Consider the following 13,850-nt stretch of genomic DNA (forward strand, 5'->3'; position numbering starts at 1 on the left):
GCCGTCGGGGCTGTCGGGGCTCACGGGTTCACCCCCAGCACCGGGAAGTCGTGGTCGGTCAGCCAGTGCCGGCCCACCTCGCGCGAGCGCGCCCAGGAGGCTTCGACGGCCGGCTGGTCCGCGCTCTGGCCGAGCTCGGCGGGGGTGGGGCCGATGCGGCGGGCGATCGGCGCCAGCTTCTCGGTGTCGAAGCCGAAGACCTCGGCGGCGGCCAGGCCCAGCATCCGGCGGGTCTCCTCGACGGGGATGTCGTGGAAGGTGTTCTTCAGCCAGCCGCGGGTGTTCGGCCAGGTCCCTTCGGGGTGCGGGAAGTCCGAGCCCCACAGGATGTTGTCCACGCCGATCTCGTAGCGCTGGGCCAGCTCGCGCCGCTTGGTGTTGGTCGCGCAGACGAACACCTGCCGGTCGAGGTACTCGCTCGGCGGCCGCTTCAGCTCCTCGAACGGCGAGAGCTTCTTGCCGCCGTGGGCGCCGAGGTAGAGCCGGTCCATGAACCAGAGCTGGTTCGGCAGCCACCAGCAGCCCGACTCGGCGACGCCGAACTTGAGGCCCGGGTGCCGCTCGAAGACCCCGGACCAGAGCAGGAACCACAGCGGGCGGGCCGGCCACCAGGTGACCTCGGAGACGAAGATGCCCAGGTGGTCCCCGTACTCGTGGCGCGGCGAGGAGCCGGAGTGGGTGACGATCGGCATCCGCGTCTCGGCCGCCGCCGCCCACACCGGGTCGTAACGGCGGTCGTGGTACGGGGCCTTGTCCACCCACATGGCCGGGATCATCAGGGCGCCGAGCCCGGAGGCCTTGGCCCGGTATATCTCGGCGACGACCTTGTCGGGCTCGCCGGTGATGGGCAGCAGGGCGACCCCGCAGTGCCGCTCGGGGTTCTCGGACACGAACTCGGCGAGCCACCGGTTGTGCGCCTGGGCGCCGGCCATGCCGAGCTCGGGGTCCTGGTCGCCGGAGAGGCCGAGGCCCACCCCGAAGGGGGCGGCGGTCTGGCTGTCCACGGCGTCCGCGTCGGGGAAGACGACCTCGGCGGCCACCCCGTCGCCGTCGAGCTCCTTCAGCCGCTGGCCGACGTCCCAGCCGCCCTTGAGGCCCTCCTCGTGGTCGTGGAACCACTTCTCGGCGAAGGCCTCGTTGCGCACGCCCAGTTTCGTGGCCTCGGCGCGCCGGGCGTCGCGCTGGCCGAGGAACTCGTCGAACTGCGGGTGGAAGGCGCGGTCCAGGTAGGGGCGGTACTGCTCGGTGGGCAGCCCCGCGTGGCAGTCGGAGGAGATGATCAGGTACGGGTCTTCGTACGCACTCACGATTGAGGCTCCTCAGTCGAGGATGAAGCTTTCCAGGTAGGCGGGGTTGGCGCGGTCGAGCATCGACTGCGACCGGGCGCGGATCTGCCGGTCGCTGTGCTCGCTGTCGGGCAGCATCCAGAAGCGGTCGGCGCGGATCCCGTCCACGACGTGGTCCGCGACGTCCTCGACGGGGGTGAAGTTCACCTCGTGACCGGCCTTCCTCATGGCGGTCTCGTACTGGTCGAGGCTGCGGTACGGGGACTTGCGCGGTCGCTCCTTGGCGTACCGCTCGGGCCGGTTGCGGTGCGACTCCCACAGGCCGGTGCGCAGCATGTGCGGTCCGGGGAAGAGCACGGAGGCGCCGATCTGCGCGCCCTCCGCCTTGAGGTGGGCGTAGAGCGACTCGGTCATGGTCACCACGGCCGCCTTGGTGACGGCGTAGACCGAGGCGGTGGGCAGCGGGGCGATGCCGCCGTCGCCGGAGGAGGTGTTGACGATGTGGCCGGGGCCGCCGGCCGCGATCATGCGGGGGACGAAGGCCTGGATGCCGTGGAAGACGCCCCAGACGTTGACGGAGAAGGCCCACTTCCAGTCGTTGGGCTCGTGCTCCCACATGCGGCCCTCGGCTCCGGAGCCGACGCCCGCGTTGTTGCACAGGACGTGCACGGCGCCGAAGGTCTCGTACGCCGCGTCGGCCAGCGAGAGCACGGAGTCCCGGTCGCTGACGTCGACGATCCTGGCGAGCACCTCGGCGCCCTCGGCGGCGAGTTCGTCGGCGGCCTTGCGCAGGGCCCCCTCCTCCACGTCGGCGAGGACCACCTTCAGCCCCTCGGCGGCGAAGCGGCGGGCCATGGCGAGGCCGATGCCGCTGGCGGCGCCGGTGACGACGGCCACCTGTCCGGGTTCGAGCCGCATGTCACACACTCCCCTCGGGCGGTCCGTCGAGGATCTGCATCGGGTCGTCGTAGCGCTGGTGGATGTACGGGAGCAGGGCCTGGGCGCTGACCCGCTCGACGACCCTGCCCCGCTGGTCGGTGGTCTTCTCGCCGATGGTGAGCTCGACGAGGCGGCGTACGGGGAGGTCGGCGATGGGGTCGAACATGGACTCGCGCAGCACCACGTCGCCGGTGATGTGCTCCAGCTTGCGGACCTTCTCGTTGCGGGTGCAGTGCACCAGCACCGGATCGGCGTCGAAGCCCGAACCGTCGACCGCGGGAAGGAACTTGAAGTAGAAGTCGGTCTTCACGGTGGGCTCGGGCAGCGGCAGCTCGCGGTCCACCGCCCCGCGCACCTCGACGAAGGCGATCCCGTGCCGGGCGAGCGAGGCCCGGACGACCAGGCCCTCGCGCTCCACGGTGATCTCGCCGAGCTTCTTCGGCTCGCCGAAGACCTCGCGGCCTCCGATCAGGGCACGCTCCATGCTCATCGGCATGACCAGCGGGTACCAGCCCTCGACCCCGTCGTGCTGGGCGGCGACGGCCACGGAACCGGCGCCGAGCGGGTAGCCGGGCAGGTCCACCTTGCTGATGTTGGCCCGCACCAGGGGCCGCTCCGTGGGCTTCAGCGGCGGCGGCAGGACCGCCGCCACCACGTCCGGGTCGGTCTCCCAGACGGCCACCACGCCGGTGGACCAGATGTCGGGGAGCTTGGAACTCTTCTCGCGCGAAGCGGCGATCTCGGCCTCGGTGCGCGCTCCGTACCGTACGCGTGCCATCTATCGCACCATCCTTCGTCTAGGACGCAGTCGGTTCTGTAACACAGTTACACCGCTGCCGATGAAGGGTAAAGACCCGTGCACGTAACCGATCTGACGGATCGACAGAAAGTTGGGGCGGACACGATGACCAGAACCACGCTGACCCGCGCGGAGGTACTGGACGCCGCCGCGTCCCTGGTCAAACAGCACGGCCCGGCCGCCCTCACGATGCGCAAGCTCGCCGCCGAGCTGGGCACCGCGGTGACCTCCATCTACTGGCACGTCGGCAACCGCGAATCCCTGCTCGACGCCCTCGTGGAGCGGACCGTGGAGGAGGTGGGCGCCATCCGGCCGGCCGGCCGCAACCCCGGCGACCGGATCGTCTCGGTCGCCCGGATCCTGCGCCGCGAGCTGCGCGGGCGCCCGCACCTGATCGCCATGGTCCACGAGCGCGGCCTCACCGACCGGATGTTCCTGCCCGCCCAGCAGGCCCTCGTCCACGAGGTGCACGCGGCGGGCCTGCGCGGGGCCCGGGCCGCGGACGCGGTGCGGGCGATCCAGTTCCAGATCATCGGCTTCGTCCTGGTCGAGCGCAATCGCGAACGCTCCCCCGCCCAGTCCCCCGCCGAGAGCGAGCTCTGGGACCCGGCCGACGCCCCGCACGACCCCCCGCTGGCCCGCGCGCTGGCCCGGCCGGTGGACCCGGAACGGCTGTTCCAGCTGACCCTGAGGGCCCTGGTCCGGGCCCTGCTGGCGCCGGGCGGTTAATTCCTCGGCCGGCGCCACCGCGTACGTGGACCTGGACCCGGGCAGCGCGGGGCCCCGCGGGCGCGGGCGCGGAGGCGGCCCAACCGGCCGCCGGGAAGCGCGCGTTCCTGGCGCCGACCCACGCGGGCGCGGCTCCCGGGGAAGGTTCGGGGACGGCCTGCCGGCTCTTCCCCGGACCTGCCGAAGTGCCCGGGTCCTTCGCCCGGGTGACGGCCGGGGCCCTCGTGGTCGGGCCGGGCCGAAGGGGCATCGGGCCACGGGTGTCGGCGCGGGCCGATATCCTCTGTGACCATGCTCGCCGACCGTACGACCGCAGAGACGATGTGGCCGACCGCGTACCCACAGGGGTACGCGGTCGTCGACGTGGAGACCACCGGGCTCGCTCGCGACGACCGGATAATCTCCGCCGCCGTCTACCGGCTCGACGCTCAGGGCAACGTCGAGGACCACTGGTACACGCTGGTCAACCCGCTCCGGGACCCCGGCCCCGTGTGGATCCACGGTCTGACCAGCGACATGCTCCAGGACGCGCCGCTCTTCAAGGACATCGCCGAGGAGTTCGCGGACCGGCTCGCCGACCGGGTGCTGGTCGCGCACAACGCGATCTTCGACTGGCAGATGATCGCCCGCGAGTACGCGCGGGCCGAGGCCACCGCTCCGGTGCGCCAGCGGCTGTGCACCATCGCCCTGTCGAAGGAACTGAACCTCCCGCTGCCCAACCACAAGCTGGAGTCGCTCGCCGCGCACTTCGGCGTGGTCCAGCAGCGCGCCCACCACGCGCTGGACGACGCCCGGGTCCTCGCGGAGGCGTTCCGTCCCTCGCTGCACGCGGCCGCGCGGGACAACGTACGGCTGCCCCTGCTGGAATGCCGGCCGCTGACGGAGTGGTCGGACACGCCCGCCGCCCCGCGCGTCGGGTACCAGGCCTCCTACGGGGCGGGCGGGGGGAACGCCGGGTCGAGCTGGCGGCCGTCGCGCAAGCGGCCGCCGTGCCCGTACCCGAACCCGGGGCGGTGGGTGGACGGCACCCCGCTCAAGCAGGGCATGCGGATCGCCTTCTCCGGCGACACCTCCGTGGACCGGGAGCTGCTGGAGGACCGCGCCGTGGAGGCGGGCCTGCACGTCGCGACGAGCCTGTCCCGGCTCACCAGCCTGCTCGTGACGAACGACCCGGACTCCTCGACCTCCAAGACGGTGAAGGCGAAGTCCTTCGGGACCCCCGTCGTCGACGAGGCGGCCTTCACCCAACTGCTGCGGGACGTGGCTCCGGCGCAGGACTGACCGGCGGCGGCGAGCGGCGGGGAGCGGCGGAGAGCCGGCGGCGGGGACCGGCGAGAGCCGGAGGCCGGCCCGTTGGGCCGCCCGGGTGCACGCTCGGCGACTCACCCCGGTGGATCTTGTTCCGGCGGTCCGGCCTGCGCAGCATGCCGCGCATGGCACGTTGCGAAGTCTGCGGGAACGATTACGGCATGTCCTTCGAAGTCCACGCACAGGGTGCTGTGCACGTCTTCGACTGCTTCTCCTGCGCCATTCACCGCATGGCGCCCATCTGCGAGCACTGCCGGGTCCAGATCATCGGGCAGGGCGTCGAGGCCGACGGACAGTGGTTCTGCGGAGGGCACTGCGCCCGCGCGGAGGGGAAGGTGGGCATCACCGACCGCGTCTGACTCCCGTCCCGTCCTCCCCTCCCTCCCCCGCCACGACCCCGGACGGCCACCCGGCCGCCGGGGTCCTCGCCGCTGGGGGTACCGTCGTGGGCGTGTACCGCTTTGTGCTGACCCGGCAGTGGGTGTGCCTCACCCTCATCGGCCTCGCCCTGATCCCCGCGATGATCAAGCTGGGGTTCTGGCAGTTCCACCGTCATGAGCACCGGGTCGCGCAGAACCAGCTGATCGACGCGAACCTGCGGGCGAAGCCGGTCCCCATGACCGAGGTCACCTCCCCCGGCCACGTGGTCCCGCGCGCCGACTACTGGCGTGCCGTGACCGCCACCGGTACGTACGACTCCGCGCACGAGGTCGTGGTGCGCATGCGCACCGACAACGACGACAAGGTCGGCTTCCACGTCCTCACCCCGCTGGTCCTGGCCGACGGCCGGGTCGTGCTCGTCAACCGCGGCTGGGTCGCGGGCGGCGACGACCCGCGCGCCTACCCGCCGGTGCCGGCCCCGCCGGCCGGCGAGGTCACGGTCACCGGGCGGCTGAAGGCCGACGAGACCAGCGGCGGCAGCGGCATCAAGGACCGCAAGGGACTGCCGGACCGCCAGGTGATGCTGATCAACAGCGCCCAGCAGGCGCGGTACCTCGGCAAGCCCGTCCTCGGCGGCTATCTGGAACTCACCGCCCCGGTCCCGGCCGGCGGGAAGCCCGAGGCCGTCGCCGAGCCCGACCACGACTCGATCGGGCCGCACATGGCGTACGCGATCCAGTGGTGGCTGTTCACCTTCGCGGTGCCGGTGGGCTGGATCGTGCTCGTACGGCGCGAGAAGCGCGACCGTGATGCGGCGGCCGCGGCTTCCGCCGCCACTTCCGAGCGGGAGCCCGTGACGACCGCGTAGCGTGTCGGGCATGGATCTTGGACTGAAGGACCGTGTCTACGTGGTCACCGGCGCCACCAGGGGCCTCGGCTACGCTTCCGCCCGCGAACTGACGGCCGACGGCGCGAAGGTGCTGCTGACCGGCCGGGACGCCGCGCGCGCCGAGGCCGCGGCCAAGGCGCTGGGCCCGAACGCGGTCGGCGTGGCCGCCGACAATTCCGACCCCGCAGCCGCCGCCCGGCTCGTCGCCGCGGCCCGGGAGCACTTCGGCCGCCTCGACGGCATCCTCATCAGCGTCGGCGGTCCGGCCCCCGGTTCGGCGGCGGACAACACCGACGAACAGTGGGCGGCCGCCTTCGAGTCGGTGTTCCTCGGCGCGGTCCGCCTCGCGCGGGCGGCCGCCGCCGAGCTCTCCGACGGCGGGGTCATCGGCTTCGTCCTGTCGGGCTCCGTGCACGAGCCGATCCCCGGACTCACCATCTCCAACGGCCTGCGCCCCGGCCTGGCCGGCTTCGCAAAGTCGCTCTCCGTGGAACTGGGCCCGCGCGGCATCCGGGTGGTCGGCCTGCTGCCCGCCCGCATCGACACCGACCGGGTCCGCGAGCTCGACGCCCTGTCCGGGGACGCGGACCTGGCCCGTACCCGCAACGAGGCCGGCATCCCGCTGCGGCGTTACGGCACCCCGGAGGAGTTCGGCCGCTCGGCGGCGTTCCTGCTGTCCCCGGCGGCTTCCTACCTGACCGGCGTCATGCTCCCGGTGGACGGCGGCTCGCGGCACGGCTTCTGAGCACGCGTCGCGGACGGACGGCCTACGTCACCCGCCGCGCCCGGCGGGGGGTGACGTGGAGCCGGGCCTCCGCCGGCAGGGCCGCGAGCGCCGCCGAGGCGCGGGCCCGGCCCAGCACCGGGCCGGCCAGGGCCGCCAGTACGTCGGCCGGCACCGCGTGCGGGTCCAGCTCCAGGGCGACCCGCAGGGCCGGGGCCCCGCGCCGCCCGCACAGGGTGACCCGGCACCGTGCCACGCCCTCCACGGCCTCCTGGACATCGGCCGCGACGGCCTCCTCCAGGGCCCGGCCGCGCAGCACCGCGAACGCCCCGTCCCCGGTGTCCACCAGCACCGCCGCGAGCCGGGCCCGGCGCAGTTGGGACAGCAGCCACCACAGGGCCAGCAGGACGCACACCCCGAGCGCGGCGAGCACCGCCCACCAGGGCGCCGGCCGGCCCGGACCGTGCGGGGCCAGCAGGGGTGCGTGGCGGCCCTCGAACGGCCCGGTCGCGGTCAGCACCGACACCCCCGCAGCCAGCAGGACCAGTCCGAGCAGCGCGAGCAGGACCCGGTTCACCCTCCCGAGGGTCACCGGCGGTTCACCCGTACCCTCGGCCGCACCTCGCGGGCCAGGCCCAGTTCCTCGACGCCGACGGCCAGTACCGCGTCCAGATCGGCCCGTACGTCGTCCAAATCGCGGAAGTGGGACTCCGCCCGGACCCCGATGCCGGCCCGGCCCACCCTGACCCGCACCGACCGCACTCCGGACACCTCCATGACCCGGTCCCTCAGCACCTGCGCGGCGGCCTTGCGTTCGAGCCCTCCCCGGACCTGCGGGTGCCCGGAGGCCATCGGGAGGATGCCGCGCAGGCCGGGGGTGAGGGCGTACAGCAGCAGCACGGCCCCGGCGACGGCCAGGACCGCGCCGCCGATCAGCACGCCGGGGTCGGCCGGTGTGTGCCGTTCCAGGGCGCGGGAGAGCTCGTCGCGCCAGCGCATGCCCGGGCGGTGGGCCCGTACCGCCGCCAGGTCGTACAGGAACAGCCCCGCCACCCCGAGGACGGCGCACGCCCCCAGGGCCGCCGGAATCCGCCGGGGCGACCGGAAGCGGGCGCTCACCGGACCCGCCGGTCCGGACCGGCGGCGGGGCGTCCCCGCGCGGGGCGCAGGTGCTCGATGTCCACGTCCACCTCGGGTACGGCCATCTGTGCGCACTGCTCGACGCGCAGGGCGACCTGGCGGCGGACGGCCGCGCACTGGGCGGCGAGGTCGGAGGGGTAGGCCAGCTCCAGGGCCACCCGTACGCGGGCGATGTCGTGGTGCACGGTGACGGTGGCGTGCGGCGGGGCGGCGTCCGGGGCGGGCCGGGTCAGCGCCTCCCGCGCGGCCCGGGCCGCGATCTTCGCGACGACCCGGTCGGCGATCCGGGTCGCTCCCCGCTCGGCGGCGGGCACCCGCGGCGGGGCGGGGCGGGGGGTACTCATCGGTCGCGGTCCCGGTCGCGGTCGCGCTCCCGGTTGCGGTCGCGGTCGCGGTCGCCGGGGCGGCCCCGGGGGCGGAAGAAGTCCCCGGGTTCCAGGTCCCCGTCGAGGAACCGGCCCAGGACGAAGCCGATGGCGCCGAGCGCGGCCACCAGGAGGAACGCTCCGAAGCCGCCGAAGTACCCGGCGAACCCCAGCGCCATGCCGGCCACCAGGCCGACGACCGACATGCTCATGCGGGCTCCTCTACTGCAGTCGGGACTCCGGCTCCTCGTCGTCCTCGTCCGGCAGTTTGACGTCGCTGACCGCGATGTTGACCTCGACGACCTCCAGACCGGTCATCCGCTCCACCGCCGAGACGACGTTCTCACGGACGGCCCGGGCCACGTCCCGGATCGACACTCCGTAATCCACGACGATCTCCAGGTCGAGGGCGGTCTGCACCTCGCCGACCTCCGCCTTCACGCCGCGGCTGACGGTGGACTTGGCCCCGCCGGGGACGCGGTCGCGGACGGCGCCGAAGGTACGGGAGAGGCCGCTGCCGCTGCCCATGGCGTGGACGCCGACCACCTCGCGGGCGGCCAGGCCGGCGATCTTCTCGACGACGCCGTCGGCGATGCTCGTGCGGCCACGGTCGGCGGGGGGCTTGGCGGTGCTGCTGCCTGTGGCGGCGGATTCGGTCATCTCGTACCCCTTCGCGCGGTGGGCCCCCGACCACGTTAAGCCGCGGTCCGGGCAGGCGCCCCTCCCGACGCGGCCCGCCGGTGCCCGGCTGCGCAGGGCCGGCCCTGCGGGGGCGAGGTCCCCTACCCGCCCTTCCACCGTTCCCCGGGCGCCGCCCGGACCCGAAAGGACCTGGGCTGCGCCCCGGACCCCGGTCCTCACACGCCGGACGGCTGGAAAGGCCCGGACGTGCTGTGAGGCGCGGGGATCCGGGGGCAGGCCCCGTGCCGCGGCGGCGCGGCTAGTCGGAGAGGCCCGCCAGGTCCCGCAGGCGGCGGGCCTGGGCGGCACGCTCCGCGACCCGCTGGTCGTCGTACGAGCGGGCACCCGCACCGCGCAGCAGTGCCTTCGTCTCGGTCACCGCATCGCGCGGCGGAGCCAGCAGTGCGGTGGTGAGGTCCTGGACGGCCGCGTCGAGCTCGCCCGCGGGGACGACCAGGTTGGCGAGGCCGATCCGTTCCGCCTCCTCGGCGTGGACGAAGCGGCCCGTCGCGCAGATTTCGAGCGCGCGGGCGTAGCCGACCGCCGAGGTCAGCGGCTGGGTGCCGCCGAGGTCGGGCACCAGGCCCAGCCCGGTCTCGCGCATGGCGAACTGCACGTCGTCCGCGACGACGCGCAGATCGCACGCGAGGGCAAGCTGGAAACCGGCACCGATCGCGTGCCCCTGAACGGCGGCCACGGAGATGATGTCGTTGCGCCGCCACCAGGTGAACGCCTCCTGGTACTCGGCGATGGTGGAGTCGAGCAGTTCCTCCGACCCGCGCGCCAGGTCGAGGAAGGACGGCTCGCCCTCGAAGCCTTCGGGGGTGAACGCCTGCCGGTCGAGCCCTGCGGAGAAGGACTGCCCTTCGCCGCGCAGCACGACGACCCGGACGGTGCCCGGCAATGACCTTCCAGCCTCCGTCAACGCCCGCCAGAGCGCGGGGGATTGAGCGTTTCGTTTGGCGGGATTGGTCAATGTCACCGTGGCGACCGTGTCGTCGACGGTGAGCCGTACGCCGTCCTTGTCGAGCAGAGCCATCTGTGTGCCTCCGGTGTCGTGCCGTCGTTCGGCCGCGATCTCGGCCTAAGTGACTGCACAGTAACCACCCAGCCGGCCATGGAGCCGACCGGGGGGTCACCGAAGGACGGTGGAACTGGAACCGTGAAGCTGATTACGGAAAACCGTTGGAACCATGGGGAACCATGGAGAACCAAATGGTCAGGCCGTAGCCGCCTTCTTGCCGCGCGTCGCGCCACCGCGACCACGCAGCGTGACTCCGGACTCACTGAGCATCCGATGGACGAATCCGTAGGACCGGCCGGTCGATTCGGCCAGCGCCCGGATACTCGCACCGGAGTCGTACTGCTTCTTCAGGTCTGCCGCGAGCTTGTCGCGCGCGACGCCGGTCACCCGGCTGCCCTTCTTCAGAGTTTCGGCCACCCGTGCCTCCTCATGGGAAGTGCGCTCTGACTTCTCATGATCACCCCTCCCCGGCTTCCTGGCCACCCATTCAGCAAGGTGGTAGGGCGTCATTTCTTCAGGCGTGGACACATGAGCAGAACGGAATCTTCTCTTCCGCTGCATGACCTCCGTCACATTTCCGCTCGGCCGGTATGAATCGGCAGGTCAGGGGCCGGAGAGCGGAAGCGGAAGGCCCCGGCCGCATCTCCTGGAAGATGCGGCCGGGGCCTTCGTCACGCACGGATCGGTATGAGACCGTCTCACTCAGATGATGGATCACGCCTGAGCCGAATGATCCATAAGCAAAGGATCACGGAAGCGGAAGCACCTCAGGCGAGTGCGACGAGGTCCCGGTAGTCCGGACCCCACAGGTCCTCGACGCCGTCCGGGAGCAGGATGATCCGCTCCGGCTCCAGCGCCTCGACCGCGCCCTCGTCGTGGGTGACGAGGATGACGGCGCCCTTGTACGTGCGCAGGGCGCCCAGGATCTCCTCGCGGCTGGCCGGGTCGAGGTTGTTGGTGGGCTCGTCGAGCAGCAGCACGTTGGCCGAGGAGACGACCAGCGTCGCCAGGGCCAGGCGGGTCTTCTCGCCGCCGGACAGGACGCCCGCGGGCTTGTCCACGTCGTCGCCGGAGAAGAGGAACGAGCCGAGCGTCTTGCGTACGGAGACCAGGTCCAGGTCCGGGGCCGAGGAGCGCATGTTCTCCAGGACCGAACGCTCCGGGTCCAGGGTCTCGTGCTCCTGGGCGTAGTAGCCGAGCTTGAGGCCGTGACCGGGGACGACCGTGCCGGTGTCGGGCTTCTCGGTGCCCGAGAGCAGGCGCAGCAGCGTGGTCTTGCCGGCGCCGTTGAGGCCGAGGATGACCACGCGGGAGCCCTTGTCGATGGCCAGGTCGACGTCGGTGAAGATCTCCAGCGAGCCGTAGGACTTCGACAGGCCCTCGGCGGTCAGCGGGGTCTTGCCGCAGGGCGCCGGGTCCGGGAAGCGCAGCTTGGCGACCTTGTCGGAGACGCGGACGGCGTCCAGGCCCGCCAGCAGGCGGTCGGCGCGCTTGGCCATGTTCTGGGCGGCGACGGTCTTGGTGGCCTTCGCGCGCATCTTGTCGGCCTGCGAGTTCAGCGCCGCGGCCTTCTTCTCGGCGTTCTGGCGCTCGCGCTTGCGGCGCTTCTCGTCGGCCTCGCGCTGCTGCTGGTAGAGCTTCCAGCCCATGTTGTAGACGTCGATCTGGGCGCGGTTGGCGTCCAGGTAGAACACCTTGTTGACGACCGTCTCCACCAGGTCCACATCGTGGGAGATGACGATGAAGCCGCCGCGGTAGGTCTTCAGGTAGTCGCGCAGCCACACGATCGAGTCGGCGTCGAGGTGGTTGGTCGGCTCGTCGAGGAGCAGGGTGTCGGCGTCCGAGAAGAGGATCCGGGCGAGCTCGACGCGGCGGCGCTGACCGCCGGAGAGGGTGTGCAGCGGCTGGCCGAGCACCCGGTCGGGCAGGCCGAGGGCGGCGGAGATGGTCGCGGCCTCGGACTCGGCGGCGTACCCGCCCTTGGTGAGGAACTCGGTCTCCTGGCGCTCGTACTGGCGCATCGCCTTCTCGCGGGTGGCGCCGGAGCCCGACGAGATGCGCTCCTCGTTCGCCCGCATCTTCTTGAGCAGGACGTCGAGCCCGCGCGCGGACAGGATCCGGTCGCTGGCCAGGACGTCGAGGTCGCCGGTGCGCGGGTCCTGCGGGAGGTAGCCGACCTCGCCCGAGCGGGCGATGCTGCCGCCGGCCGGGGTTCCCTCGCCGGCGAGGCACTTGGTGAGGGTGGTCTTGCCGGCTCCGTTGCGGCCGACGAGGCCGATGCGGTCGCCCTTGGCGACGCGGAAGGAAGCGTTCTCGATGAGGATGCGGGCGCCGGCGCGCAGCTCGATGCCGGTGGCGGTGATCACGGAAATACTCCAGGGCGGGTCGGGACGGCGGAAGGGGGGCAGGACGCGATGCTTCTACGCCGCTAATCCGCGAGGAGATTTGCCATGGGAGTCATTCTACCGGGGGCCCGCAACTACTTTCGGGCCCGGCCGCCCCTCCCCGGACCGGCTCCGCCCCTGCGCCCGCGTCCCCCGTTCGGCCCAGGGAACACGCCCGCGGGCCGAGGGGCGTATGAGGATGAACGGGTTGATACTCGCCGCAGGGGCTGACACGTACCCCCCGGTCAGGAATGGAGGGCGGTGCGGGATGCAGTTCGACGACAACGCCAATCTGGACACTTCCGAGGTCAAGGACGTACGCGGCAGCCGCATCCCGGGCGGGAGGGCCACGATCGGCGGCGGCATCATCGGCTTCATCGCGCTGATCATGGGTCTGCTGTTCGGTGTGGGCCCGGAGCAGCTGGGCCTGTCCGACGGAAACCAGGAACCGGCGTCGACCGCCTCCTCGGCCGCCCAGGTGCAGCAGAGCTGCAAGACCGGCGCGGACGCGAACACGAAGGAGGACTGCCGGCTGGTGGCGGTGATCAACAGCACCCAGGACTTCTGGAAGCAGGAGTTCGCCCGGCGCGGCGCCCAGTACTCCCCCGCCCAGACGGTGTTCTTCACCGGCAAGGTGGGCACCGCCTGCGGGGCGGCCACCTCGGCCGTCGGCCCGTTCTACTGCCCCGGTGACCGGCAGGTCTATCTGGACCTGGGCTTCTTCAACGAGCTCCGCACCAAGTTCGGCGCGAGCGGCGGCCCCTTCGCCCAGGCGTACGTGGTGGCCCACGAGTACGGACACCACATCCAGAACCTGACCGGCACCCTGCAGAAGGCCCAGGACGGCCGGCAGGGCGCGAACAGCAACGCGGTACGGGTCGAGCTGCAGGCCGACTGCTACGCCGGGGTCTGGGCCCACAACGCGACGAAGACCCCGGACGAGTCCACCGGGAAGCCTCTGATCACGAGCCTCACCGACCAGGACATCAAGGACGGCCTGGACGCGGCGGCGGCGGTCGGCGACGACCGGATCCAGGAGAAGTTCCAGGGCCGGGTGACCCCGGAGTCCTGGACGCACGGCTCGGCCGAGCAGCGCCAGCAGTGGTTCTACCAGGGCTACCGCACGGGCGACATGGCCCAGTGCAACACCTTCCGCTGACTTGCCGCGACGCCTGCCATGCTGTGACGTGGCTCACGGTCC

At 72.2% G+C, this 13,850-nt stretch carries 17 protein-coding genes; 6 read left to right on the forward strand and 11 right to left on the reverse strand.

Translation table 11 applies throughout. The annotated features are described in order from the left end of the window. Positions 1-20: 20 nt before the first annotated feature. Genes ACWCP2_RS15020 through ACWCP2_RS15030 form a run of 3 tightly spaced genes read right to left on the reverse strand, consistent with a single transcriptional unit; the run spans position 21 to position 3,003 of the window. The gene (locus ACWCP2_RS15020) at positions 21-1,307 is read right to left on the reverse strand and encodes an amidohydrolase family protein (protein ID WP_450909002.1); all 1,287 of its coding nucleotides are present in this window, start codon (positions 1,305-1,307) and stop codon (positions 21-23) included. A 12-nt stretch (positions 1,308-1,319) separates the two neighbouring features. After that, positions 1,320-2,204 carry an SDR family NAD(P)-dependent oxidoreductase gene (locus tag ACWCP2_RS15025; RefSeq protein ID WP_450909003.1) on the reverse strand — a complete coding sequence of 295 codons (885 nt, stop codon included), beginning with the start codon at positions 2,202-2,204 and terminating at the stop codon, positions 1,320-1,322. A 1-nt stretch (position 2,205) separates the two neighbouring features. Further along, positions 2,206-3,003: an acetoacetate decarboxylase family protein gene (locus tag ACWCP2_RS15030; RefSeq protein ID WP_399377049.1), complete on the reverse strand. Its 798-nt coding sequence runs from the start codon at positions 3,001-3,003 to the stop codon at positions 2,206-2,208. A gap of 126 nt (positions 3,004-3,129) precedes the next feature. Here ACWCP2_RS15030 and ACWCP2_RS15035 point away from each other — a divergent pair, with 126 nt between their 5' ends. The 5 genes from ACWCP2_RS15035 to ACWCP2_RS15055 all read left to right on the forward strand — a co-directional run bounded on the left by ACWCP2_RS15035 (position 3,130) and on the right by ACWCP2_RS15055 (position 7,076). Next, positions 3,130-3,753 (forward strand): TetR/AcrR family transcriptional regulator, encoded by a 624-nt coding sequence (locus tag ACWCP2_RS15035; RefSeq protein WP_450909004.1) that lies wholly within the window; start codon positions 3,130-3,132, stop codon positions 3,751-3,753. 291 nt (positions 3,754-4,044) lie between these two features. Beyond that, positions 4,045-5,034, forward strand: a complete 990-nt coding sequence (locus tag ACWCP2_RS15040; protein ID WP_450909005.1) for a DEDDh family exonuclease — start codon at positions 4,045-4,047, stop codon at positions 5,032-5,034. A 152-nt stretch (positions 5,035-5,186) separates the two neighbouring features. Continuing rightward, complete coding sequence (locus ACWCP2_RS15045; RefSeq protein WP_254383890.1) at positions 5,187-5,420, forward strand: hypothetical protein; 234 nt, start codon at positions 5,187-5,189, stop codon at positions 5,418-5,420. Positions 5,421-5,512: 92 nt separating this feature from the next. After that, positions 5,513-6,310 carry an SURF1 family cytochrome oxidase biogenesis protein gene (locus ACWCP2_RS15050; protein ID WP_450909006.1) on the forward strand — a complete coding sequence of 266 codons (798 nt, stop codon included), beginning with the start codon at positions 5,513-5,515 and terminating at the stop codon, positions 6,308-6,310. A gap of 10 nt (positions 6,311-6,320) precedes the next feature. Continuing rightward, a complete protein-coding gene (locus tag ACWCP2_RS15055) occupies positions 6,321-7,076 on the forward strand; it encodes an SDR family oxidoreductase (protein ID WP_450909007.1) in 756 nt (251 codons plus the stop codon). 22 nt (positions 7,077-7,098) lie between these two features. Here ACWCP2_RS15055 and ACWCP2_RS15060 read toward each other — a convergent pair whose 3' ends face one another. The 8 genes from ACWCP2_RS15060 to ACWCP2_RS15095 form a co-directional block, all read right to left on the reverse strand. Then, positions 7,099-7,632 (reverse strand): alkaline shock response membrane anchor protein AmaP, encoded by a 534-nt coding sequence (locus ACWCP2_RS15060; protein ID WP_450909008.1) that lies wholly within the window; start codon positions 7,630-7,632, stop codon positions 7,099-7,101. 11 nt (positions 7,633-7,643) lie between these two features. Beyond that, positions 7,644-8,174, reverse strand: coding sequence for a DUF6286 domain-containing protein (locus ACWCP2_RS15065; RefSeq protein WP_450909009.1), 531 nt, complete (start codon positions 8,172-8,174; stop codon positions 7,644-7,646). Next, entirely contained in the window at positions 8,171-8,539 is a 369-nt protein-coding gene (locus ACWCP2_RS15070) for a hypothetical protein (protein WP_450909010.1), read from the reverse strand. The genes ACWCP2_RS15065 and ACWCP2_RS15070 overlap by 4 nt, the downstream gene beginning before the upstream one ends. Further along, on the reverse strand, positions 8,536-8,772 hold the full coding sequence (locus ACWCP2_RS15075) for a hypothetical protein (protein ID WP_450909011.1): 237 nt from the start codon (positions 8,770-8,772) through the stop codon (positions 8,536-8,538). The genes ACWCP2_RS15070 and ACWCP2_RS15075 overlap by 4 nt, the downstream gene beginning before the upstream one ends. A gap of 10 nt (positions 8,773-8,782) precedes the next feature. After that, entirely contained in the window at positions 8,783-9,220 is a 438-nt protein-coding gene (locus ACWCP2_RS15080; RefSeq protein ID WP_450909012.1) for an Asp23/Gls24 family envelope stress response protein, read from the reverse strand. A 280-nt stretch (positions 9,221-9,500) separates the two neighbouring features. Then, the gene (locus tag ACWCP2_RS15085) at positions 9,501-10,280 is read right to left on the reverse strand and encodes an enoyl-CoA hydratase/isomerase family protein (RefSeq protein ID WP_450909013.1); all 780 of its coding nucleotides are present in this window, start codon (positions 10,278-10,280) and stop codon (positions 9,501-9,503) included. A gap of 180 nt (positions 10,281-10,460) precedes the next feature. Then, a complete protein-coding gene (locus ACWCP2_RS15090) occupies positions 10,461-10,682 on the reverse strand; it encodes a helix-turn-helix domain-containing protein (protein ID WP_327307398.1) in 222 nt (73 codons plus the stop codon). Positions 10,683-11,032: 350 nt separating this feature from the next. Continuing rightward, positions 11,033-12,631 carry an ABC-F family ATP-binding cassette domain-containing protein gene (locus tag ACWCP2_RS15095; protein WP_450909014.1) on the reverse strand — a complete coding sequence of 533 codons (1,599 nt, stop codon included), beginning with the start codon at positions 12,629-12,631 and terminating at the stop codon, positions 11,033-11,035. 286 nt (positions 12,632-12,917) lie between these two features. On the opposite strand from ACWCP2_RS15095, the gene ypfJ reads away from it, so the two are divergent. Beyond that, complete coding sequence (gene ypfJ, locus ACWCP2_RS15100; protein WP_450909015.1) at positions 12,918-13,808, forward strand: KPN_02809 family neutral zinc metallopeptidase; 891 nt, start codon at positions 12,918-12,920, stop codon at positions 13,806-13,808. Positions 13,809-13,850: the final 42 nt, after the last annotated feature.

The sequence above is a fragment of the Streptomyces sp. NPDC002104 genome (assembly GCF_053593795.1).